Origin of the sequence: Mesorhizobium norvegicum (genome assembly GCF_004919685.1) — a bacterium.
Taxonomy (GTDB): Bacteria; Pseudomonadota; Alphaproteobacteria; order Rhizobiales; family Rhizobiaceae; genus Mesorhizobium; species Mesorhizobium norvegicum.
The window spans coordinates 132,377-153,981 of record NZ_SMYZ01000001.1 but is presented as its reverse complement, the minus strand read 5'-3'; the positions used below and the strand labels follow the sequence as shown (position 1 = coordinate 153,981).

The 21,605-nt window shown below is 64.6% G+C and carries 21 protein-coding genes and 1 riboswitch; of the genes, 8 read left to right on the top strand and 13 right to left on the bottom strand.

All coding sequences use genetic code 11. The features are described 5' to 3' along the window. Positions 1–2: 2 nt before the first annotated feature. From FCU66_RS00830 to FCU66_RS00815, 4 genes are read left to right on the top strand one after another with little or no spacing between them, the layout of a single operon-like run. Positions 3–1,319 carry a phosphatase PAP2/dual specificity phosphatase family protein gene (locus FCU66_RS00830; RefSeq protein ID WP_136620462.1) on the top strand — a complete coding sequence of 439 codons (1,317 nt, stop codon included), beginning with the start codon at positions 3–5 and terminating at the stop codon, positions 1,317–1,319. Then, on the top strand, positions 1,316–1,759 hold the full coding sequence (locus tag FCU66_RS00825) for a hypothetical protein (RefSeq protein WP_136620461.1): 444 nt from the start codon (positions 1,316–1,318) through the stop codon (positions 1,757–1,759). The genes FCU66_RS00830 and FCU66_RS00825 overlap by 4 nt, the downstream gene beginning before the upstream one ends. Further along, positions 1,756–2,418: a lysophospholipid acyltransferase family protein gene (locus FCU66_RS00820; protein WP_136620460.1), complete on the top strand. Its 663-nt coding sequence runs from the start codon at positions 1,756–1,758 to the stop codon at positions 2,416–2,418. The genes FCU66_RS00825 and FCU66_RS00820 overlap by 4 nt, the downstream gene beginning before the upstream one ends. Beyond that, positions 2,418–3,353 (top strand): phosphatidate cytidylyltransferase, encoded by a 936-nt coding sequence (locus tag FCU66_RS00815; protein ID WP_126068674.1) that lies wholly within the window; start codon positions 2,418–2,420, stop codon positions 3,351–3,353. The genes FCU66_RS00820 and FCU66_RS00815 overlap by 1 nt, the downstream gene beginning before the upstream one ends. A gap of 65 nt (positions 3,354–3,418) precedes the next feature. Here FCU66_RS00815 and FCU66_RS00810 read toward each other — a convergent pair whose 3' ends face one another. The 4 genes from FCU66_RS00810 to FCU66_RS00795 are packed head-to-tail and all read right to left on the bottom strand — an operon-like array spanning position 3,419 to position 6,587. Beyond that, positions 3,419–4,405 carry a FecCD family ABC transporter permease gene (locus tag FCU66_RS00810; protein WP_136620471.1) on the bottom strand — a complete coding sequence of 329 codons (987 nt, stop codon included), beginning with the start codon at positions 4,403–4,405 and terminating at the stop codon, positions 3,419–3,421. Between the two features lie 29 nt (positions 4,406–4,434). Beyond that, entirely contained in the window at positions 4,435–5,382 is a 948-nt protein-coding gene (locus FCU66_RS00805; protein WP_136620459.1) for an ABC transporter substrate-binding protein, read from the bottom strand. Between the two features lie 51 nt (positions 5,383–5,433). Further along, on the bottom strand, positions 5,434–6,222 hold the full coding sequence (locus FCU66_RS00800) for an ABC transporter ATP-binding protein (protein ID WP_136620458.1): 789 nt from the start codon (positions 6,220–6,222) through the stop codon (positions 5,434–5,436). Next, positions 6,219–6,587 carry a DUF1636 family protein gene (locus tag FCU66_RS00795; protein ID WP_281285488.1) on the bottom strand — a complete coding sequence of 123 codons (369 nt, stop codon included), beginning with the start codon at positions 6,585–6,587 and terminating at the stop codon, positions 6,219–6,221. Before FCU66_RS00795 ends, FCU66_RS00800 begins: the two co-directional genes overlap by 4 nt. 120 nt (positions 6,588–6,707) lie before the next feature. Next, positions 6,708–6,914: riboswitch (cobalamin riboswitch) on the bottom strand. A 266-nt stretch (positions 6,915–7,180) separates the two neighbouring features. Here FCU66_RS00795 and FCU66_RS00790 point away from each other — a divergent pair. Then, positions 7,181–8,014: an AraC family transcriptional regulator gene (locus FCU66_RS00790; protein ID WP_136620456.1), complete on the top strand. Its 834-nt coding sequence runs from the start codon at positions 7,181–7,183 to the stop codon at positions 8,012–8,014. 4 nt (positions 8,015–8,018) lie between these two features. Here the strand turns inward: FCU66_RS00790 and FCU66_RS00785 are convergent, their stop codons facing one another. From FCU66_RS00785 to FCU66_RS00775, 3 genes are read right to left on the bottom strand one after another with little or no spacing between them, the layout of a single operon-like run. Further along, positions 8,019–9,164: a DSD1 family PLP-dependent enzyme gene (locus FCU66_RS00785; protein ID WP_136620455.1), complete on the bottom strand. Its 1,146-nt coding sequence runs from the start codon at positions 9,162–9,164 to the stop codon at positions 8,019–8,021. Then, positions 9,161–10,441 carry a D-arabinono-1,4-lactone oxidase gene (locus FCU66_RS00780; RefSeq protein WP_136620454.1) on the bottom strand — a complete coding sequence of 427 codons (1,281 nt, stop codon included), beginning with the start codon at positions 10,439–10,441 and terminating at the stop codon, positions 9,161–9,163. The genes FCU66_RS00785 and FCU66_RS00780 overlap by 4 nt, the downstream gene beginning before the upstream one ends. Before the next feature lie 12 nt (positions 10,442–10,453). Further along, positions 10,454–11,641 carry an MFS transporter gene (locus FCU66_RS00775; protein ID WP_136620453.1) on the bottom strand — a complete coding sequence of 396 codons (1,188 nt, stop codon included), beginning with the start codon at positions 11,639–11,641 and terminating at the stop codon, positions 10,454–10,456. A gap of 123 nt (positions 11,642–11,764) precedes the next feature. Between FCU66_RS00775 and FCU66_RS00770 the strand changes: the two genes are divergently transcribed. From FCU66_RS00770 to groL, 3 genes are all read left to right on the top strand, one after another. Beyond that, positions 11,765–12,391, top strand: coding sequence for a TetR/AcrR family transcriptional regulator (locus FCU66_RS00770; RefSeq protein ID WP_168992038.1), 627 nt, complete (start codon positions 11,765–11,767; stop codon positions 12,389–12,391). Between the two features lie 176 nt (positions 12,392–12,567). Next, entirely contained in the window at positions 12,568–12,864 is a 297-nt protein-coding gene (groES, locus tag FCU66_RS00765; protein WP_006203049.1) for a co-chaperone GroES, read from the top strand. A 62-nt stretch (positions 12,865–12,926) separates the two neighbouring features. Next, entirely contained in the window at positions 12,927–14,582 is a 1,656-nt protein-coding gene (groL, locus tag FCU66_RS00760) for a chaperonin GroEL (protein ID WP_136620452.1), read from the top strand. A gap of 175 nt (positions 14,583–14,757) precedes the next feature. Here the strand turns inward: groL and alc are convergent, their stop codons facing one another. From alc to FCU66_RS00730, 6 genes are all read right to left on the bottom strand, one after another. Continuing rightward, entirely contained in the window at positions 14,758–16,002 is a 1,245-nt protein-coding gene (gene alc, locus FCU66_RS00755) for an allantoicase (RefSeq protein ID WP_206077168.1), read from the bottom strand. Further along, on the bottom strand, positions 15,999–16,778 hold the full coding sequence (locus FCU66_RS00750; RefSeq protein WP_136620451.1) for an aspartate/glutamate racemase family protein: 780 nt from the start codon (positions 16,776–16,778) through the stop codon (positions 15,999–16,001). The genes alc and FCU66_RS00750 overlap by 4 nt, the downstream gene beginning before the upstream one ends. A 1-nt stretch (position 16,779) precedes the next feature. Next, positions 16,780–18,156: an allantoinase AllB gene (gene allB, locus FCU66_RS00745; protein WP_136620450.1), complete on the bottom strand. Its 1,377-nt coding sequence runs from the start codon at positions 18,154–18,156 to the stop codon at positions 16,780–16,782. A gap of 117 nt (positions 18,157–18,273) precedes the next feature. After that, a complete protein-coding gene (locus FCU66_RS00740; protein WP_136620449.1) occupies positions 18,274–19,728 on the bottom strand; it encodes a purine-cytosine permease family protein in 1,455 nt (484 codons plus the stop codon). Between the two features lie 192 nt (positions 19,729–19,920). Next, the gene (locus FCU66_RS00735) at positions 19,921–20,859 is read right to left on the bottom strand and encodes a LysR family transcriptional regulator (protein WP_136620448.1); all 939 of its coding nucleotides are present in this window, start codon (positions 20,857–20,859) and stop codon (positions 19,921–19,923) included. A 56-nt stretch (positions 20,860–20,915) separates the two neighbouring features. Next, entirely contained in the window at positions 20,916–21,515 is a 600-nt protein-coding gene (locus tag FCU66_RS00730; RefSeq protein WP_136620447.1) for a TetR/AcrR family transcriptional regulator, read from the bottom strand. Positions 21,516–21,605 lie beyond the last annotated feature (90 nt).

The following is a 21,605-nucleotide window of genomic DNA, read 5'->3' as shown; positions in this document are numbered from 1 at the left end:
GCATGGTGTCATCGCTTGCATCCACCGCGCGCACTGAGCCCTATGGACGGGTGGTCGTCAGGGCAGCCCTCTGGCTGGCTTTCCTGGCGCCGTTCTTCTACCTCAGCTACGGCTTCGCCAACTGGCTGGCATCGCGGCGCGACGACGTCGGCAGCATCGTGTTCTCCTGGGAACACAGCATCCCGTTCGTCGCCTGGACCATCGTGCCCTACTGGTCGATCAACCTGTTCTACGGCCTGTCGCTGCTGCTTAACAACAACAGGCAAGGGGTCGACCGCCTGGCCGGGCGTTATCTCACCGCGCAGATCGTCGCCGTTGCCTGCTTCATCCTGTTCCCGCTGACCGCGACCTTCGTGCGGCCGGCAACCACCGGCCTGCCCGGCTTCCTGTTTGCCGTGCTCGGCGGTTTCGACAAGCCGTTCAACCAGGCGCCGTCGCTGCACATCGCGCTGCTGGTGATCATCTGGGATCATTGGCGCCACCGGCTCGGCGGCTTTCTCCTGCCGCTCTGGCATGGCTGGTGCCTTGTGATCGGCGCCTCGGTGCTGACGACCTGGCAGCATCATTTCATCGACATCCCGACCGGCGCGCTGCTCGGTTTCTTTGCGCTGTGGCTGTTTCCGCACAGCGGCGCGTTGCCGTTTTCAGGCGCCAAACTGACCAGCGATGCGAAAGCGCGGCGGCTGGCGCTGTTCTATGCGCTGGGCGCCGCCCTTGTGCTGGCGGGCGCCGCGCTCGGCGCCGCCACAGCGCTCTTCCTGCTTTGGCCGGCGCTGGCGTTGGCCATCGTCGCCCTCGCCTATGCCAAGGCCGGCGCAAAAGTGTTCCAGAAATCCGCCGATGGCAGCATCACGCTTGCAAGCCGTATCCTGCTCTTGCCTTACCGCCTCGGCGCTCGGGTAAACATATGGGCCTGGACGCGTAGTCTTGCTCCTCAGGTGGCGATTGCCGACGGCGTCTTTCTCGGGCGCTTTCCCACAGCACGCGAGGCCAACAATTTCGGCACGGTCATCGACCTCGCCGCCGAACTTGGAAAGCCGGCGCGAGCCGATTGCCGCTGGATCAGCTTTCCGATGATCGACCTGTTGCCGCCGCCGGTGGCGATACTTGAACAGGCAGCCGGCGCGCTGGAGAATGCGCGCCGCGACGGCCCCGTGCTGGTATGCTGCGCGCTCGGCTTCCAACGCAGCGCCGGCGTCGTCGCCGAATGGCTGGTGGCAACCGGCAGAGCCAGTACGCCGGCGCTTGCCCGCGAGATGCTGAAGGCAGCCGGTCGGCCGGTGCATCTTGCCGGGGCCACGGAGCGGGCGGCGTCATGACCGGCAATGCCTACCAGGACCGCACCGATCGCTTCGCCCGCATGCTGATGCGGCAGGCCGCGTGGCCAGCTGCACTCGTGGTGGCCGCCACCGTTCTAGCGCCGGTGGCTGCTTCTGGACGCGGCGCCTTCGAGACCTTGCGTGCAACCACGGCATTGTCGGTCTCGGCCGCAGGCGCGGCTGCCGTGTTGGCTCTGTCAGCGCTTCTAGCATTCGACGCACTGCTGTTCAGGGTGATGGCTGGCCATGAAGACGAGGCTTCCGGTGGTGCCGCGGTGGACGACATGCTGGTGCGCATGCGCCTGAAACCGGCCCCGTCCGCGACACGCTCGCTCGAAGAGCGCATGGCCGGCACAAGCCGTTTGCTGTTCAAGCAACGCACGGCCCTGGCGCTGTTTGCCGCAGCCCTTCTGGTGGCGGGGTTTTGGGCGCCGCGATGAACAAGCTTTCGCTCAAGACCTTTACCTTGCTGCAGACGGTAACCTCCGTCGGCCTCTCGGCGCTGGCCTGGATGGTGACCGGGGTGCGTCCGATCTGGAATGGCAGCCTGCCGTCCGACCGCCAGCGCATCTATTTCGCCAATCACACCAGCCATGGCGACTTTATCCTGCTGTCGGCGTGCCTCAGCGAAAAGGAGCGTGCGATCACCCACGCGGTTGCCGCCGGCGAATATTGGGGAAAGTCGCGGCTGCGCCGCTTCATCGCCGAGGACATGCTGTCGTCCGTGCTCATCAACCGGCAATGGACGAAGCCTGAGGAAAACCCGATCGAGATCATGCTGTCGGTTCTCGATCAGGGCCACTCGCTGATCCTGTTTCCAGAGGGCACCCGCAACATGACCGACGAGCCGCTGCTGGCATTCCGCTCCGGGCTCTACAATCTGTCGATGGCGCGGCCTGAGGTCGAGCTGATCCCGTGCTGGATCGAGAACATGTCGCGCGTGCTGCCCAAGGGCCAGTTCCTGCCGGTGCCGCTGCTGTGCCGCGTCGTCTTCGGTGCACCGGTGGCGGTTGGCCCGGGCGAAGAACGCCGCGCCTTTCTCGAGCGCGCCCACGCCACGCTTCTGGCGCTCAACCCGCGTCCCGAGCGAGACGATTGATGCGCCACGAGATCTCCATTCTGATCATCGGCCTGCTGGCGGTTTTGACCACCGCCAGCATCGTCGCCGCCATCCTTTCGGCGCGGGCGCCGAAGCCACTCAGCTCGACGCTGGTCAATCTCACGCAGCGCATCAACGCCTGGTGGGTGATGGTGGCGCTGATGACGGTCGCCTTCTTCTTCGGCCGCTACGGCATGACCATCCTGTTTGCGCTGATCTCCTTCGCCGCGCTGCGCGAATTCGTGACGCTGACGCATACGCGCCGCAGCGACCATTGGGTGCTGCTTGGCATGTTCGGCATCATCATACCGTTTCAATACTGGCTGGTGTGGACCGCCTGGTACGGGCTCTTCGTCATCTTCATTCCGGTCTACTGCTTCCTGTTGATGCCGGCCATCACCGCGCTGCATGGCGACACCGAACGCTTCCTCGAGCGCATCGCCGCGCAGCAATGGGCGGTGATGATCTCGGTCTATTGCGTCAGCCATGTCCCGGCGCTGCTGACACTCAACGTGCCGGGCTTCGAAGGCCGTACCCTGTTGCTGATCGCCTTCCTGATCATCGTCGTGCAGGGCAGCGACGTGCTGCAATACATCTTCGGCAAGCTGTTTGGGAAACACCGTTTTTCGCCGAACGTCTCGCCATCGAAGACCTGGGAAGGCCTGATCGGCGGACTGGTGTCGGCGAGCCTGCTCGGCGCGCTGCTGTCGTTCGTCACGCCCTTCTCGCCGCTGCAGGCGGCGGCCGTGGCATTCGTCGCCTGCTCGATGGGATTTCTCGGCGGGCTGGTCGCCTCGGCCATCAAGCGCGACCAGGGCGTCAAGGACTGGGGCCATCTGATCGAAGGCCATGGCGGCATGATGGACCGCACCGACAGCCTGGTCTTCGCCGCGCCGGTCTTCTTTCACATCGTGCGCTATTTCTGGACGGTCTGAGAGCCTGTTTGGAAACTCCACTCCGGCGGCTATCTGATGGCGTTTTCTGCGCTTCCCCACCGTAGTCAGAGCCGGTTGCGGATGAGCATGGTGACGACGAAAAACGCGCCGACCGAGCTGGTGATGATGCCGATCGGCAGTTCCTGCGGCGGCAGCAGCGTTCGTGCCAGAAGATCGCTGGCCAGCAACAGCACCGCGCCGAAGACGGCACAGCTGGCAACCAGGCGCAGATGCAAGGGCCCCGCCAGCGGCCGCGACAGATGCGGGATCATTAGGCCGACGAAGCCGAGCACGCCGGCGACAGAGACAAGGATCGCCGTCGAGAAGGCGGCGACGAGAAACGTCGTCCTGCGCATGCGCGCCACCGGCACGCCAAGGCTTTCGGCGGCATTTTCGCCGGCCAGGAAGGCATCGAGCCGGCGGTGGTTCCACAGCGCGTAAGCCAGAATGGTGCCCGCCCCCAGTGCCCCGAGCCAGATATTGTCCCAGCGTGCCAGGCCAAGGCCGCCCATCGTCCAGAACAGCACCGAGTGGGCGGCGCGCTGGTCGCCGGCAAAGACCAGATAGTTGGTCAAGGCGGTGAACATGAACGACACGGCAAGGCCGGCAAGGATCAGCCGCTCCGGGCCTTGCCCCCTCACCCGCGCGACCAGCAGCAGGACAACCCCGGCAGCCAGTATGCCGCCGGTGAAGGCCGCGACGGGCAGCGTCCAGATGCCAAAACTGTCGCCGAAGACGGTGATGACGGAAACAGCGCCGGCGGCGGCTCCCGACGACAGGCCGAACAGGAACGGATCGGCGAGATCGTTGCGGGTCACCGTCTGCAGCAGCGCACCGACGACGCCCAGGCCGGCGCCGACACAGATGGCCAGGATGGTGCGCGGCAGCCGCAGGTCGACGACGATCTTGCCGACCGGCCCGGACACGTCATGCCCGCTGAAGCCGATTGCACGACCAAGCGCGGCAACGACGTCGGTCAGCGGGATCAGCGTCGAGCCATAGGCGATCGACAGCAGAGCGAGAGCGGCGATCGCCGCCGCTCCCACCAACATGGCCAGTGCAAATGCCGGATGGCGCAAGCTCAAAAGGCTTCCGGATGCATGGCCTTGGCGATCTTGTCGATCGCCTCGATGTTGGCCGGTCCGGGCGTCAGTTCGGCATAGCGAAGGGCGACGAAGCGCTCGTTCTTGACCGCGTCCGTCTCCTTCATGGCCGGATGCGCCTTCAGGAAGTCGAGCAGCTTCTTGTAGCCGCCACCGTCCTGGTAATCGAGCAGGATGAGGAATTGCGGGTTGCGCGACGCCACCGTTTCCCAGTCCGTGTTGCCCCAGCTGGTGTCCATATCGGCCATGATGTTGTCGCCGCCGGCGGCTGATATCATGGCGCTGGGGATGGCGAACTTGCCCGCGGTAAACGGCTTGTCCTCGCCGGAATCATAGAGGAACACCCGCGTACCCTTACGCTCGCCGACCTTGGCGGTGATGTCCGCAAGCTGCGTCTTCCAGCCCGAGACGAGCTTTTCCGCCGCGGCTTCCTTGCCGAAGATCTTGCCCAGCTTTTCGACGTCGCCATAGAGCAGGTCCATCGAGGCGGCGGGGCGGCTCTTGTCGAGATGGACGCAGCTTTCCGTCAGCACCAGCGTCATGATGCCATGCGGGGCAAGCGTGTCGGGCGTCACTTCGCCGCCCGGCTTCATACCGTAATACCAGCCGGCAAAGAAGAAATCGGGCTCGACCGCGACGAGGTTTTCGAGCGTCGGGTATTTGGGCGCCAGCTCCGGGATCGAGCCCTGCTCGGCCTTGAACTCGGGGCCGACCTTGTACCATCCGGTGATGCCGGTCAGGCCGACGATAGACGGCTGCAGTTTCAGCGCGAAAGCCATCTCGGCCATGTTGAGATCGTGGATGACGGCGCGCTTCGGCGGCGCGTCGAAGGTCAGCGGCTTGCCGCAGCTGTCGACTGTGACCGGGAAGGCGAAGGCCGTCGAGGCCAGCAGCGAGAAGGCGAGCGAAAAAGCGAGGCGTTTCACAGGTGTTGCTCCTTTGTGGATGGGATTGGGTCGAATACGGAACGACTTCAATCAGGATGGCGGCGAGGCGCGGTTTGGAACCTCGAACACCGTCAGTTCGCGGTCTTCGGTCGGATGGCGCAGACGCAGCACATCGATGCCGAAAATCTCGCGGATCAGTTGCTGGGTCAGCGCTTCGCGCGGCGCGGCGAGCGCTTGCAGACGGGCATGGTTCATCACCGCCACCCTGGTGGCGAACGGCGCGACCAGCGCCAGATCGTGCAGCACCGCGATCACGGTCATGCCAAGGCCGGCCACGAGTTCGAGCAGTTCGCCGCGGGCGCGCGGATCGAGATGGTTGGTCGGCTCGTCGAGGAACAGGATCTGTGGCTGCTGGGCGATGGCGCGGGCCAGTTGGGCGCGCTGGCGCTCCCCGCCCGACAGCGAGCCGATGCTGCGGCCAAGCAGCGGCAGCAGGCCGGTCCGGCGCAGCGCGTCGACGACAATATCGCGTTCCTCGCTCCTGCGCCGCAGCCCGGCATGCGGGACCCGGCCAAGCTCGACATAGTCGATCACCGCCAGCCGCGGATCGGGCTGGTCGGTCTGGCCGACGACGGCGATATAAAGGGCCCGCTCAGCGGCCGAAATCCTGTCCAGCCGGCGCCCCGCGAGCTTCACCTCGCCTGAACTCGGCCGCAGCATGCCCGACAGCATGCGCAGCAGCGTCGTCTTGCCGGCGCCGTTGGGACCAATGATGGCAAGGCGGTCGCCGGCGGCCACCGACAGGCTGACCGCCTGGACCAGATCCCGCCCATTCGCCATGGCGCAGAGGTCACGTGCTTCAAGAAGCGCCACGGTCATCTGCTGCTGCCCGCCGGATTGCCCGGACCGGGGATGCGGGCCAGCGTCTTGCCGGCCAATCCCGCCGGACGCTGACCGGAACTGCACCAGCCATCGGCGAGCGAGGCGTAAAGTCTGGCGAATCGCACGAGGTCACCGACATCGGCTCGTGCGTCGATGGAGCCGAAGAGATAGGCAGTCTTGCCTTGCGCCTGGAAGGCGACCGTCAGCGGCCGCGAGCAGCCTGCCATGCAGGCCACGCCCTCGACCGCAAGGCCCTGCGCCACGGCCGGCTCGTGCTCGGCCGAAAGTCGGGAGCGCAAATCGGTGCAAAGGTCTTCCCCGGACCTGACCCCGGTCACAAGGTCACGGCAAAGCGTGCACACGATGATGCGATGGATGGAGCCGTCCAACTTTCCGTCACTTTCCAAAACTGGCGACGGAAGGAAGCTGGCGAACCGGCCGACAAGACCGAGACTCGCGTTTCCTCCCGGCACACCCCGTCCGGTCAACCCATGCTGATGGCAGGTCTCCTGGCTCGCGGGTCGTTGCGCCATCCTGCCTTCCCAGCCTTGCCGGCCAGTGGCATTCACGGATTTTGCTCGCCGCTTACAGTTGCGGGGGCAGCCACGGCCTCGATCCCTGGGGATCTCACCGCGTTCCCTTTTCACCCCTCGCCTTTCGACTCGGGGACCATCACCGCCTCAGCGTAGTTTTGCGCCGATCGCATCGCAACGGATTTCTCGGACGGAGGGGTAGGCCACGTGAGGGAGGCAGACATTGCACGCTCGCAGTTTGTAATAATATAACGTTCTAGAAGGTGTCGCCTGGCGCTGTCAAGCGAAGCGCTTGACGTCTTGGGCCATATCGGTGCGCGAAACTGCGACGGGATCGGCGCGGATTGCGCCGGATGCGCAATTTCGATCAAACTGGCCGCGCCAGGGAACGGCATCATGATCTGGCCAATGCGAGGAGAAAAATGAACCCGACCGAGAAAGCGCTGTGGTTCGTCGAGAGCCATCTGCCGGAAGCGGTCTCGCTCGACGATGTCGCCCAAAGCAGCGGCGTGTCGCGTTTTCATGTGACGCGGGCTTTCGGGGCTGCCACCGGCCGCTCGGTGATGGGCTACATGCGCTCACGCCGGCTGACCGAGGCGGCGCGCAAGCTGGCCGGCGGAGCGCCCGACATCCTCAGCGTCGCGCTCGATGCCGGCTACAACTCGCATGAGGCGTTCACCCGTGCCTTCCGCGATCAGTTCGGCACCACGCCGGAACTGGTGCGCGCGCAAGGCACACTCGACAAGCTCGACCTCGTGGAGCCGATCCTGATGGACCAGTCCTTTCTTGCCAACCTTGAACCGCCGCGTTTCGAGACCAGCCGGCCGTTCCTCATCGCCGGCCTCGGCGAACGCTACAGCTGCGAAACCAGCGCCGCCATTCCGATGCAGTGGCAGCGCTTTGGCCCCTATATCGGCAACATTCCGGGCGAGACCGGCAATTTCGCCTATGGCGTCTGCGTCAACGGCGACGATGCCGGCAATTTCGACTACATCGCCGGCGTCGAAGTGTCGGACTTTTCCGACCTGCCCAGGGAATTCAGCCGGGTGCGCGTGCCGGCACAGAAATATGCGGTCTTTGCCCACCGCGAACACATCTCGACCATCCGCCGCACGGTCAACACCATCTGGAACAAATGGCTGCCGGCCTCCGGCCACGAGATTTCAGATGCGCCGGAATTCGAACGCTACGGCCCCGAATTCGACCCGCGCAGCGGCAATGGCGGGCTGGAGATCTGGATACCGGTGAAGGGATAGGTGATCACGCCATCGGCAGTGCCGGCCAGCGATCGGTGATCCTGCCGCCGGAAAACACAGCGATCGACCCGAACTGCTGCAGCACGGCCTCGCTCTGCGTCGGTCGCAGGAAGGCGTAGTCGCCAGGCCTTGCTGTCGCATCGGCCTGCAGGCCCATGAATTGCTGGTTGGAGGACAGGCCGAGCAGGCCGTTCGTCTTCATGCCTTCGGGGAACACCGGCTCGGCCATCCATTTGCCGCCATAGAGGTAGCAGCCCTTGCGGGGAAACCGGCCGAGCGCCTGTAGCAGGCGAGTGACGGCCGGCGGCCCGGGGAGCATCGGCTCGACCACTTTCAGCATCGGCGTCGCGATAAAGGCCGCCGGCTGGAAGCCGTCGAGACCTGATGTATCGAAGTCGCTGGGCAGCACGAAAGCCGAGCCCATCGACACTTCATTGGCGACGCCGCCATGATGAAGCAGCGCGGTCTTGCTGCCGCCGATGTTCAGGATGCGGCGCTGGTCGGCGCCGAGACAAGCGACGAACGCCGTGGCCTGCGCCGACGCCTTTGCCAAGGCTTTCGCCGGCCCGCCGAACAGACCCGGAATGAGCGGCGCATGCGCCTCGTAGGCCATGACACCGTCGCAATGCAGCCGTTTGTGGGATGGCAACGCGCTCAACGCCTTCGACAAGGCTTCAGGATCAGCAAAGCCGCCGCGATGCAGCCCGACATCGATCTCGCAAGCGATGCGCAGTTCGATGTCGAGTTCGTCAGCGAGCGCACCATATTCCGCCAATCTCTCCTGCGTATCGATCAACCAGCAGACACGCGACCAGGCCACTTCGCCCTTCGAAAGCACAGCCCTAGCCGCGTCGACCGGCATTGGCTTGCCATACAGGAGATCGGCATCCGGAAACGCCTTCAGCACCGCCTCGCTGATCGGCGGATGGAAGGTCATGACGTGATTGGTGCCGAGCGCCTTGCCGATATGCGCAAGCAGCGGCAGGCAGGCGAGCGATTTGTCGACCAATCGCACGGCAAGGCTAGGATCCAGTCTTCCCTTTACCAGGGCAATGTTGCTGTCCAGCCGGTCGCGATCGAGCAGCAGGCAGGGCTGGAAGATGCCGGCTTCCTTCAGCGCATCCGACAGGGTGGAAAAATAGGCGCTCATTTCTCGATGCCGAACAGGCCGGCAATGTAGGGCGAGACGAAGCGGTTTTCCGGATCGATGTCGCGGCGCACCGCCATGGCGTCGTCCCAGCGCGGGTAGAGCTTTTTCAGGTCCGCCGCTTTCAGGTTGTGCATCTTGCCCCAATGCGGCCTGCCGCCATATCTGCGGAAGATCGGCTCGGCCGCCCGCATGAACGGCAGCGGATCATTCGCCGCGTCATGGTGGATGGCAATCGAGCAGGTGAGCCTGTTGTAGAAGGGCGAGAGCCAGAATTGGTCAGGCGCGACGGTGCGCACCTCCATCGGGAAATAGACCTCTGGAAAACGCTTTTCGGTCAGTTCGATGATCTCGGCCAGCGCCTTCGGCCCCTCCTCGAACGGCAGATGATATTCCATCTCGTTGAACTTGGTCTGCCGGTCGCTGGCATAGACGTTGAGCCAGTCCTGCACATAGTCCTCGGCCGGCAATTTGGCGATGGCGCCCAGGATCAATCGACGGCGCAGCGATGGCAGCCAGGCAAGCCCGGTGCGCAGCCGGCGCAGCGTCCTTAACCCGGCCTCATCCGCTTCCGGCGGTCGCGGGGTCGGTGCTGCGTCGCTGTGGTCGCTGGCGATGAACTGCGCATAGCCGGAAAACGGAATGTAGTAGAATTCGGCCGAGCGATGCGCTGCCATCATCGTCTCGAAATCGCGCAACATGTCGGCGATCGGCAGCACCCATTTGCGGCGGCGCAACCGGTAGGTCGCAATGTTGTTCAGCGTCACTTCGCTGAGCACGCCGAAGGCGCCGAGCGCGACGCCGATGGCATGGATCATGTCCTGATCCCCTGCCCGCTTGAAGTCGCGGACCTTGCCAAGCCCGTCGACGATCTGCACCGTCTCCAGCTGCGTGTGATAGGCGCCGAGCGTCGGTCCCGAGCCATGCGTGGCGGTGCCCAGCGCGCCGCCGATCGCCTGGCGGTCGATGTCGCCCATATTGGGCAGGCCCTGGCCAATGCCTTGCAGGATGTGCATCAGCGGGCCGAGCCGAGTCCCTGCCCGCACCCGCGCCTGATGTTTTTGCGCGTCATGCGAGACCAGCCCTTCCAGCCTCTCCAGGGACAGGATCGTGCCCTCGGATTTCACCAGCGGGGTGAAGGAATGACCGGCGCCGACAACGCGCACCGGGCCAGGTGCGGTCCGAATGAGATCACCCAGTTCGCCCGCATCGGCGGGGCTGGCGATCAGTTTCGGCTCGGCGCGAACAAAGCCCGACCAGTTGCTCCAGCCGTTCGACATGGCGCCCCCGGCTCAGGCAACGGCGCGGCGGCGCCGCGACACGAGGATGAACAGACCGAGCAGCGCGACGCTGGCAACGGCGCTGGCGGCGGCGAATTCCGGCACCGGCCGGAAATCCTTGCCGTCGATCAGCAGCGACGCGGCGATCGGCCCGATCGCCAGGCCGAACATCTGGGCTGCCGGCACCAGCAGCACGGCGGTGCGCGTCTCGTCGGCGGTGATCGCCAGCCGGATCTGATAGGGCACGATGAACAAGAGGATGAAGCCCATGACCAGGGCTGCGATCCAGAATGTGGTGAGGCCAGGTCCACTGGCGAGAACCAGGGAGCTGACCAGCGCCACGACACCGATCGTGGCGATGGCAGCGCGATAATCGATGCGCGCCTCGAACACGGTCGCCGTCATCGCGCCCAGGACCTGCACCGCGAGGCTGGCCGAGACGATCAGGCCGACGGTGCGGCCATCGATGCCGTATTGGGCGCCAAGCGGCTCCAGAAAGGCCCAGACCGCGCCGAAGAACATGAAGTAGCAGAAGACCGACAGCAGCGCGGTGAGTGAAGGAACCGTCAGCACATTGGCCAGGTTCTCCTCCTTGGGCAGGTCGGCATAGTCACCGGGTACGGTGAAGGCGACCGCCGTCGACGCGACGCAGACGACGGCAAGAACGATGAAGCCGCCCGCCGACCCGGCGCCCGGGATGACATAGAGCGCCAGCAACAGGGCAAGCGCGCATTGGGCCAGCGTCTGCATGGTGACGAAATAGCCGCCGATGCGCTCGGCGCGCCGCGAACGGGCGATCAGTTCGGTGGCGACCGCGACCAGACCGCCCTCGGCGAGCCCGGCCAGGGCGCGGGCCGCAATCAGCGTGCCGGCGCTTGCGGCATAGGCCGTCCACACATTGGCCAGCGCCAGCAGCAGCAGCAGGACGGCACTTTTCCAGCGCATGTTGTGCGCCGAAAGCAGCATCGCCACCACGGCCGAACCGATGGCAATGGCGATCATCTCGGCGGTGGCGACCAGCGCCAGTTCATCGCCGCTGACATGGCCCTCGGTGTAAAGCGCCCCGAGCAGCACAGGCTGCAGGCCTAGAATGAGCAGGCCGACCGAACCGATCCACAGGGCCGCGGCAAGCTGCCAGCCGGTCGGATTGCCGACCAGCCAGTCGCCATTGCCTGCGTGCCCGGTATCTGTCGAAGTCAAAGGCGCCTCCCAACGTCCTTGCCGTGCGGCAAAAAAGCTGACAACCTGTCAGCATTTGAGAAACTGATACTTGATCATATTTTTTGTCAACCGGAATTTGGAAACCGTGCGAAAGATCGGTGCATGACGGACGTGAAGAGAATGGCGACCGAGCCCAGGCGCAGGCCCAAGCAGGAACGCAGCCGCGAACGCATCGACGCGATCCTGTCGACGACCATGCGGCTGATCGGTGAAAAGGGCATCGACGCCGTCACCATGAAGGAGGTCGGCATGCTGGCAGGCGGGCCGATCGCCACCGTCTACCATTATTTTCCCAACAAATCGGCGATCCTGGCAATGCTCTACGAGCGGTTTTCAGAGGTCAGCCGCGCACGGCTGACGACGATCATCGCCGATGTCCGCGAGGCCAAGGACGTGATCGTGGCCGCCGACCGGCTGCTTGACGACTATCGCAGCCGTGTCGCCGGCGATCCGGCCATCCAGGATCTGCAGAACGCCATCCAGGCCGACAAGGCGCTCAAGAATCTCGACATCGCCGAAACCCGACATCAAGCCAAAATGTTCTGCGACCATGTCATCGCCCTGCTGGAGCCCGAGAAGCGCGAACAGTTCGAACGCATGGTTCTCCTGATCTTCCAGCTCGCCGGCGGCGTGGTGCGCCTGGCGCTTGCCGAGGGCGAAGCGGAGAGCCGCCGCACGATCGAAGATTATCGTTCGATCATTCACACCCAGTTGCGGCTGTTTCTGTAAGCCTCGATCCGTAGAAAAATTTCACGCTCCCGGTCGGTGCTGCGCGCCTTGACTCTGGCGGGTCGGCGGCCTATTTCAGCGCCACGTTAGCACTCTCCATTGGTGAGTGCTAACCACATGTCCGGCGCCGCCGGATGGAGGAACTGTTTCTCACCGTTCTCATCGAGGAAGAAAAAATGGCAAAGTCGAAGTTCCGCCCGCTTCATGACCGCGTGGTCGTTCGCCGGGTCGAATCCGAATCCAAGACCGCCGGCGGGATCATCATCCCGGACACGGCAAAGGAAAAGCCGCAGGAAGGCGAGATCATCGCTGTCGGCTCCGGCGCTCGTGACGAAGCTGGCAAGCTGGTCCCGCTGGACGTCAAGGCTGGCGACCGCATCCTGTTCGGCAAGTGGTCGGGCACCGAAGTCAAGCTCAATGGCGAAGACCTTCTGATCATGAAGGAATCCGACATCATGGGCATCATCGGCTGATTATCGGCCTCACCGTCAACTGAATTCCCGGGCTTACTCCAAGCCCTTGCCAGGAGCTAAAAATGGCTGCCAAAGACGTAAAATTTTCCCGTGATGCCCGCGAGCGCATGCTGCGCGGCGTCAACATCCTCGCCGACGCGGTGAAGGTCACGCTCGGCCCCAAGGGCCGCAACGTCGTCATCGACAAGTCGTTCGGCGCCCCGCGCATCACCAAGGACGGCGTCACCGTCGCCAAGGAAATCGAGCTTGAGGACAAGTTCGAAAACATGGGCGCGCAGATGGTCCGCGAAGTTGCTTCGAAGACCAACGACATCGCCGGCGACGGCACCACGACCGCGACCGTTCTGGCGCAGTCGATCGTCCAGGAAGGCCACAAGGCGGTTGCCGCCGGCATGAACCCGATGGACCTGAAGCGCGGCATCGATCTGGCCGTGACCGAAGTCGTCGCAGCGCTCGGCAAGGCTGCCAAGAAGATCAAGACCTCCGAGGAAGTTGCCCAGGTCGGCACGATCTCGGCCAATGGCGACGAGTCGGTCGGCAAGATGATCGCGGAAGCGATGCAGAAGGTCGGCAACGAAGGCGTCATCACGGTTGAAGAAGCCAAGACCGCCGAGACCGAACTGGAAGTCGTCGAGGGCATGCAGTTCGACCGCGGCTACCTCTCGCCCTACTTCGTCACCAACGCCGACAAGATGGTTGCCGAGCTCGAGGACGTCTACATCCTGCTGCACGAGAAGAAGCTCTCCAACCTCCAGGCCATGCTGCCGGTTCTCGAAGCCGTCGTGCAGACCTCGAAGCCGCTGCTCATCATCTCGGAAGACGTCGAAGGCGAGGCTCTGGCCACGCTGGTCGTCAACAAGCTGCGTGGCGGCCTGAAGATCGCCGCCGTCAAGGCGCCGGGCTTCGGTGATCGCCGCAAGGCCATGCTGGAAGACATCGCCATCCTCACCGGTGGCCAGGTCATCTCGGAAGACCTCGGCATCAAGCTCGAGAACGTCGGCCTCAACATGCTCGGCCGCGCCAAGAAGGTGTCGATCTCCAAGGAGAACACCACCATCGTCGACGGCGCCGGCAAGAAGGCCGAGATCCAGGGCCGCGTTGCCCAGATCAAGCAGCAGATCGAAGAGACCACCTCGGACTACGACAAGGAGAAGCTGCAGGAACGTCTCGCCAAGCTGGCGGGCGGCGTTGCGGTGATCCGCGTCGGCGGTGCGACGGAAGTCGAAGTCAAGGAAAAGAAGGATCGCGTCGATGACGCCCTCAACGCGACCCGCGCGGCCGTCGAAGAAGGCATCGTTGCAGGCGGCGGCGTCGCGCTGCTGCGCGCTTCGGCCAACATCAAGGTCACCGGCGTCAATGCCGACCAGGCTGCCGGCATCAACATCGTTCGTCGTGCGCTGCAGGCTCCGGCCCGCCAGATCGCGGCCAACGCCGGTGCGGAAGCATCGATCGTTGCCGGCAAGATCCTTGAGAACAAGGGCGCGACCTTCGGCTACAACGCCCAGACCGGCGAATATGGCGACATGATCGCCATGGGTATCGTCGATCCGGTCAAGGTCGTTCGCACCGCTCTCCAGGACGCGGCCTCGGTCGCCGGCCTGCTCGTCACCACCGAAGCCATGATCGCGGAGGCTCCGAAGAAGGAGTCGGCTGGCGGCGGCATGCCTGGCGGCATGGGCGGCGGCGGCATGGGCGGCATGGGTGGCATGGATTTCTAATCCAGCCAATCTGGCTAGCTTACGGAAAGGGCGCCGAAAGGCGCCCTTTTTGTTTGTCCTATGAAGGCGTGACCGTTAGTGCCTGCCCTCGAACGATCCAAAACGAAATCTCATCGCCACAAACACAAGGTGCCGGAGCACCTTCAGCCTGATCCAGATTGGGGAAAGTGCCGCCTCAAGCCGCATCTGCCGTTCCATCCAGCATCGTCTTCAGCACGGCCGAATCGCCGAACGAACCGACGGTTTGTAAGGTCAGGGGCCGCGCCGCCGTCACCTTCTCGGCCAGATCGGCCGAAACACCTTGCTGAAGCAGCATCTGTATGGCTTGCCCGGCCGGCAGCACATTGAACCAGCGATAAGCTGCTTTGCGCCGCGCGGCGGGGTCGACCGCGCCCCACAGCCTGACACGGGAAATGCCGCCGTCGGGAAAGGCGTCGAGCCGCACGAAGGAGATCGCCGAAGCGCCGGCCGGCAGCGGGAAGACATGTCGCGTGTCCGGCTGGAGCGGTCGGCGCGACAGCAGCGGCCGCCACGCGTCCGAATCCGCTTGCGGCATTCCCTCCCCGATCGCGCCGTAAAGCGCGATCTCGGCAGAGGCGTTGTATTTAAAATGCGCCGTGTCGATCTCGACCAGCCGCAGCCTGCCCGGAAGCGCCATCCTGAACAGGGCATGGTCGTTGCCGTTGTCGCGGCGCCGTCGCGTTTCCCAGCCGTCGCCCATGTTGCGCGCCTTGTCTGGACGATTGAGCATAGAAGCGGAGGTGTAGAAGCCATCGCTGCTGGTCACCACCTGGCCGCCATGATCTTGACTGGCAAGGTCAATGACCAGCCCGTCGAACAGGCGCGGGTCCACAACGACATGGCCGAAGACGCGCAGCCGCGCGATGCCGCCATCCGGAAACGCCGACAGGCGGATGTGGGTGAAGCGGCGCTGGTCGGAGACCTCGAAACGATTGTGGGTATCGCCCTTGAGCGGCGAGCGTGGCACGATCTCGATCCATTCGGTGTCACCGGATTGCAGCGTCTTCGGGCTTGGATAGCCCTCGACGCCGCAGGCCTCGATCCGGCAGGTGGTCGGGAAATTGCCGGTGAAGAAGCTGGTGTCGACATCGACAGCGGTGATGATGCCCGCCGCCCCTAGCCGGATCAGCGCCCAGTCATGGCCGGGCTCGCGCCGGCGCCTGGTTTCCCAGCCGTCGACGATCTCGCCGCGTGGCCCGTAATTGCCGGGCACGAAGGCTGATGGCGTCGGCGTCAGCAGGCTTTCCTTCTCGCCGAAGGATTCGTCACTGGCCGCCAGCACACTGCCGCCCAGCCAGCGCGAGGCGAGATCGACCTCGGCAGCGAAACTCTCCTGTAGCCCGGGCATCGCATAGGCCTCCGCCACATCGCCGGCCCTGGTCTTGCCGATCATGTTCATCGACGGCCTCCCACGCGCAGCGCCGGACCGACGGAGCGCGGCCTCAGCCCCAGCGCTTCCGACAGCGGCCAGCCGATGATGCGCTTGGCGTCGGGCCTGGCATAGGTAGAGACCTTGCTGGTTTTCAGTCCCAAGCCAACCACGGCCTCGGCGAACCGCACGGCGGCGGCGACGCCGTCAATGACGGGCACGCCGAGTTCCGAGGTGATGGCGTCTTCCAGCCCGGCCATGCCGGCGCAGCCAAGGCAGATCACTTCGGCATGGTCCTGCTCGACCGCCTTGCGTGCCTCCTCGACGATCGAGCGCATGGCGCCGGCCGGATCCTGGTCGACCTCCAGCGTGCTCATGCCGTTGGCGCGCACCGAGGCGCAGCGGTCCGACAGGCCGGAGAGCCGTAGCCGATCCTCGATCGGCGGCACCGAGCGCTGCAACGTGGTGACGACCGAATAGCTGCGGCCGATCATCATCGCCATATGGGCGGAAGCCTCGCAGATCTCGATCACGGGCTGCTCGATCAGTTCCTGCAAGCCGTCGCGGCCATGCTCGCCGAAACCGGCCATCACCACCGCATCGAAGGGCTCGTCATAAGCAAGCACGCGGTCCATGACGGCGACGGCGGAGATATAGCTCTCGAAATTGCAATCCACCGCTTCGGCGCCGAAGAACGGCGTCAGCGTGACGATCTCCGTGCCCGGCGATGCGGCGCGTTTTGCAGCCTCGTCGATGACATCCGACATCGACTGGCTGGTGTTGACGTTGACGACCAGGATCTTCATCTCAGGCACTCCTTTTCAAGTCTTGGGTCTCGCCGGCGGGAACGCCGTCGCGAACAATCAATGCACCGCGCGGGCGGCCGAATGGTTCGATGCGGCGACCGCGCAGGAAGGTCTCCCTGACGACGCCGGTAAGCCGCTTGCCGGCATAGGGCGTCACCGGATGACGGTGATGCAGCCGGGCGGGGTCGACGGTGAATTCCTCGTCGGGGGCAAAGACCGCGAAGTCGGCGTCGCCGCCGACGGCGAGCTTGCCCTTGTGCCCCAAGCCAGCCAGTGCCGCCGGGCGTTCGGCCATCCAGCGCACGATGTCGGCCAGCGAATAGCCGCGCCGCCGCGCTGCGCTCCACATCACCGGCAGGCCGAGCTGCAGCGAGGAGATACCGCCCCAGGCGGCGCCGAAATCGCCAGTGTCCAGCGCCTTCATGTCAGGCGTGCAGGGTGAATGGTCGGAGACGATCATGGCGAGCGTACCGTCGGCGATACCGGCCCACAGCCTCTCACGGTTGGCTGCCTCGCGGATCGGCGGGCCAACCTTGGCGGCTGTCTCGCCATCGCCGATCTCGTCGGCCGACAGGGTCAGATAATGCGGGCAGGTCTCGACGCCGAGCCGCACGCCATCGGCGATGGCCGAGGCGATCATCGCCAGCGCGTCGGCGCTCGACAGATGCAGGATATGCGCGCGGGCGCCGGTGGCGCGCGCCGCCTCGATCACCTGGGCTATCGACAGGTTCTCAATGCCCTTGGGCCGCGACGCCAGATAGTCGGCATAGCGCCGCGTGCTGACGGCGGGCATCCGCCCCGACGCCTCGGCGCTCTCGGCATGGACGATGAAGGTCGAGCCGAGCCCGGCCACCACCCGCATCACGCTTTCCATGTGTTCGGGCGAAATCCCCGGAAAATCGTCGGTGCCGGTGTCGCACAGGAACGACTTGAAGCCGAGCACGCCGGCCGCGTGCAGCTTCGGCAACTCGGCGAGGTTCGACGGAATGGCGCCGCCCCAGAAGCCGACATCGACATGGCACTGGCCGTCGGCGGCAGCGCGCTTGGCGGCGAGCGCCTGCAGCGTCACCGTGGTCGGCACGCTGTCCAGCGGCATGTCGACCAGCGTGGTGATACCACCGGCCGCGGCTGCGCGAGTCGCGGTCAAAAACCCTTCCCAGTCGGTATTGCCCGGTTCACATATATGGACGTGGCTGTCGACCAGGGCCGGGAGAAGCACGGCCTCGCTGTCGAGCGCGACGGTTTCCCGGGTGCTCGCTGGTGCATCGAATGCGCCGATCCAGGCGATCCTGCCGCCGGCAACGCCGATCGACACGGCCCGCTCGCCTTCCGGCATAATGGCGCGCGGCGCCCTGATGAGCAGATCGAAAGATGTCATAGCGGTTCCTCCCGGGCATGCGGCAGCGATGCCGCGACAGAAGCATTGAACGAAGCAGAGTTGCCTTGACTGGGCCCGGGAGCCGATGATGGCTCCCGGAGTTATCTTGGTTGGCCGTCAGATGCTGGCGAAGCCGAGCAGAGCCTTCACATTGGCGCTCTTGCGGACGAGCGTCACGCCGATCAGGTAGACGACCGCGCCGGTCAGCCAGGCCTGCAGGGCCGGGAAGCCGATATAGTCGCTGCTGAGCATCGGGATCAGGCCCGCCGTGTAAACGCCGACCAGCGTTCCGGCAGCGAGCGCAACGACGCCCGGCCAGTTGGCGATGCCGAGCTCGCTCCAGTTGGCAACCCGGTACATCGGGCGCTTGATGCCGAACAGCCAGGGCAGCAGGAACAGGTCGATCGCCATGATGGTGCTGGCGACCGGCACGGTGGTCGAGCCGATGCTGGTTACGAGGTTGAACGTGTCTTGCAGGTTCGGCAAGTAGAAGGTCAGCACGGCGGCGATCAGGCCGAGGCCGACGACCGTGTACTGCCGCTTCCAGCCGCGAATGCCGGACAGCACGTTCTGCGCGCCGTTGACGGCGATGTAGAGATTGCCGTCCTGCACCGCCCACTGGTTGATAACGATGACGATGATGCCGAGCAGCGCGCTGCCGAACATGGTGAAGTTGACGAAGTAGCTGATGCTCGGGCCGAAATCCGGCTGGTTGGAGAGGGCTGCGATCATGTAGCCCATGACCGGGAACAGCAGTGCGCCGACCAGATAGGAGATGACGATGGTCGGGATGTTCCACCACGCGGCGCGGCCGGCTTTGGCATAGCGGAAGAAGTCCGGCTCGTTGCCCCAGGTCGACAGGCCGACCATGCTGCCGATGACCATGATCATGCCGGTCTTGCTATCGACATGCGGCACCGCCGCGAGCACGCTGCTGGACACGGTGGTGAAGGCCAGGATGGTGGCGAAGATGCCCCACACAAGGATTACCGGCACGGCGACGAACTGGGCGAAGCGCTGCACGCCCTCGAAGCCGAAATAGGTGTTGACGATCATGACGATCGCCAGCAGCGCGGTGATGGCGCCGACCGCCGGCAGGGTCATCAGCCCACCAGCGATGTCGACGATGAACTTCACCGTGAACAGGTAGAAGGCCATGCCGTTGACGATGAGAAGCAGCGACACCAGGCCGCTGCCGAGGGTGCCGAAGATGCTGCGCGCCATGACCGAGTGGGTCTGGCCGGTGACGGCGCCGGCATTGGCCGAGCCGATGCAGTAAAGGCTCATGACGGCGGCGGCGATCAGCATCGCCACCGTCAGTTCTGACAGGGTCAGGCCCTGGAAGCGCGCGCCATAGCCGACGAGCACGGTGCCGAATACCGCCTGCATCGACAGGAATTGCGCCAGCATGCGGAAGTTCGAACGCCGCTTGGATTGCGGCACGACGGATTCGGTGTAATCGGCAATGTCCGCCTCGGTGACGGACAGGATGGTCTCGACACCGTCGGCGATGGCCGTCGGCGTTTCGTTCGGCAGCGCCTGCCTGGGTGATATGGGAGTTTGCACGGTCATTTCAGATTCCCCTTTGCGAGGTTGTTCCCCTGGTCGACACGCTGCTCGCCTTGCCTCTAGGGCAGCATCAACGAGACCGATGCAATGTCGCCATGTTCAACCATAGAAAGGGCCTCCATTCGCCATCAACGTCCAAAGATCGAACGCGATGCATTGACCAGATTAATGCATTTTTTGCGCGCCTGCCCCGGCTTACCCTGCCCGCGACGGTTCGACGATCTCGGCAATGAACAGGTCGCGCGCCGTATGGCCGGGGCTTTGCGGATCCGTCACCACGAACATGTTGTTGCGCGGCACGTTGCTTCCCGACAGCAGCGGCCACAGTCGGCCGGCATCGACATCGGGCTGCGCATAGCCTTCGGGCAGGAAGCACAGGCCGACGCCAAGCACGGCAAGCCGCTTGGCCTCCTCCAGATGATCGGACATGCCGGCGATGTTGCGGCCGAGCCCGTGCTCGAGCCGGAACTGGGTCAACTCGTCTCCCTCGTCGGCGCCGGTCAGCACGAAGGCTTCCACGGCAAGGTCCGCAGGCTCGGTGACGGCCTTGCCGAACAGCGGATGCGGGCGCCCGCAATAAGGCCGGTGGATCTCGGTAAACAGATGCAGATAGGCAAGCTCGGCCCGCTTGACCCGCGACGGCGAGATGCCGACATCGATCTTGTGCTGGATCAGCGAATTGACCACCTCGGTCCACGCCGCCACCTCGACGATCAGTTCGACGGCGGGATATTTCGCATGGAACGCCGCGATGGCGTCATCGAGCGCCGGCGCGACGAGATTGCTAACCAGCATGACCCGCAGGTGCCCGCGTATCTCGGCCTTCAAGTCGAACAGACGCGCCGGGATTTCGCGGATGGCGCCGGTGAAGTCTCGGCAGCGCTCGGCCAGGATGCGCCCTTCCTCGGTCAGTTCGAAGCCGGTCGGGCCGCGCTGGCACAGCGTCACGCCCAGCCGCTCCTCCAGCCGCCGCAGTGCGAGGCTCAGCGCCGGCTGCTTGCGGTTGAGCTCCTGCGCCGCTTTGGTGACGCTGCGGGCGTTGGCGATCTCATGGAAGAATTTCAGCAGGTTCCAGTCGAGGTTCCTGGCAAACTGCAGGTCACGTATCGTCGCATCAGCTTGCTTGCGCCCCATCGACCGACCTCCCGAGATATTCGCGCGGTCATCGATGCGACGATGCCGTGAAAACGTCAATGCGCGGCGGCAACGGCCTGCCTAGCCAGCACCGCGGCTTCGATCAGCGCCGCGACCTCGTCGGCCACGGCCTGTAGCGGGGCGCGGTCGCGGGTGGCGCGGGCGATCACCATCAGCCCTTCCAGCGACGATTCGACCAGCAGCGCCAATGCATGCGCACGGCGCTCGGGCACCCCTGCCCCGACGAAGGCGTCCCGCAGCAAACCTATCCACTGTTCGAAGGCCGAGCGGCACAACTCCGCCAGTTCCGGCACGTCGGTCGGCGAGTCCAGCACGACAGGCGCAATCGGACAGCCAAGCGAAAACTGGTTGTCCTCCAGCATGCGCCCAACCGACTGGTAGATATGATGGACGGCCACCGCCGGATCCTTTTCGGCAGCCAGCGCTTCGCCCAGCCTCTCCGTCACGTCGGCAACGCTGGCGCGCGTCACCTCGATGACCAATTGGTCCTTGCCGCCGGGAAAATGGAAATAGAGCGAGCCTCGCGGCGCGCCGCTGGCGCTCAATATGTCGTTGAGCGAGGTGCCGTGATAGCCGCGCTGCCTGAGCAGCAGCCCAGTCGTCTCGAGTATGCGGGTGCGGGTGTCGTTGGCCATGTCAACCTCTGTCAGCAGCAATCATTATAGGCCTTGCGCAGAATATGACAATCGGTCTACATAATATGTAGATCAGTCTATATATTTCTG

What these genes read in the sequence shown, in the direction of transcription:
- FCU66_RS00830 (WP_136620462.1), top strand. Translation starts at nt 3, where the DNA reads ATGGTGTCATCGCTTGCATCCACCGCGCGCACTGAGCCCTATGGACGG.
- FCU66_RS00825 (WP_136620461.1), top strand. Translation starts at nt 1,316, where the DNA reads ATGACCGGCAATGCCTACCAGGACCGCACCGATCGCTTCGCCCGCATG.
- FCU66_RS00820 (WP_136620460.1), top strand. Translation starts at nt 1,756, where the DNA reads ATGAACAAGCTTTCGCTCAAGACCTTTACCTTGCTGCAGACGGTAACC.
- FCU66_RS00815 (WP_126068674.1), top strand. Translation starts at nt 2,418, where the DNA reads ATGCGCCACGAGATCTCCATTCTGATCATCGGCCTGCTGGCGGTTTTG.
- FCU66_RS00810 (WP_136620471.1), bottom strand. Translation starts at nt 4,405, where the DNA reads ATGTTGGTGGGAGCGGCGGCGATCGCCGCTCTCGCTCTGCTGTCGATC.
- FCU66_RS00800 (WP_136620458.1), bottom strand. Translation starts at nt 6,222, where the DNA reads ATGACCGTGGCGCTTCTTGAAGCACGTGACCTCTGCGCCATGGCGAAT.
- FCU66_RS00790 (WP_136620456.1), top strand. Translation starts at nt 7,181, where the DNA reads ATGAACCCGACCGAGAAAGCGCTGTGGTTCGTCGAGAGCCATCTGCCG.
- FCU66_RS00785 (WP_136620455.1), bottom strand. Translation starts at nt 9,164, where the DNA reads ATGAGCGCCTATTTTTCCACCCTGTCGGATGCGCTGAAGGAAGCCGGC.
- FCU66_RS00780 (WP_136620454.1), bottom strand. Translation starts at nt 10,441, where the DNA reads ATGTCGAACGGCTGGAGCAACTGGTCGGGCTTTGTTCGCGCCGAGCCG.
- FCU66_RS00770 (WP_168992038.1), top strand. Translation starts at nt 11,765, where the DNA reads ATGACGGACGTGAAGAGAATGGCGACCGAGCCCAGGCGCAGGCCCAAG.
- groES (WP_006203049.1), top strand. Translation starts at nt 12,568, where the DNA reads ATGGCAAAGTCGAAGTTCCGCCCGCTTCATGACCGCGTGGTCGTTCGC.
- groL (WP_136620452.1), top strand. Translation starts at nt 12,927, where the DNA reads ATGGCTGCCAAAGACGTAAAATTTTCCCGTGATGCCCGCGAGCGCATG.
- alc (WP_206077168.1), bottom strand. Translation starts at nt 16,002, where the DNA reads ATGAACATGATCGGCAAGACCAGGGCCGGCGATGTGGCGGAGGCCTAT.
- FCU66_RS00750 (WP_136620451.1), bottom strand. Translation starts at nt 16,778, where the DNA reads ATGAAGATCCTGGTCGTCAACGTCAACACCAGCCAGTCGATGTCGGAT.
- allB (WP_136620450.1), bottom strand. Translation starts at nt 18,156, where the DNA reads ATGACATCTTTCGATCTGCTCATCAGGGCGCCGCGCGCCATTATGCCG.
- FCU66_RS00740 (WP_136620449.1), bottom strand. Translation starts at nt 19,728, where the DNA reads ATGACCGTGCAAACTCCCATATCACCCAGGCAGGCGCTGCCGAACGAA.
- FCU66_RS00735 (WP_136620448.1), bottom strand. Translation starts at nt 20,859, where the DNA reads ATGGGGCGCAAGCAAGCTGATGCGACGATACGTGACCTGCAGTTTGCC.
- FCU66_RS00730 (WP_136620447.1), bottom strand. Translation starts at nt 21,515, where the DNA reads ATGGCCAACGACACCCGCACCCGCATACTCGAGACGACTGGGCTGCTG.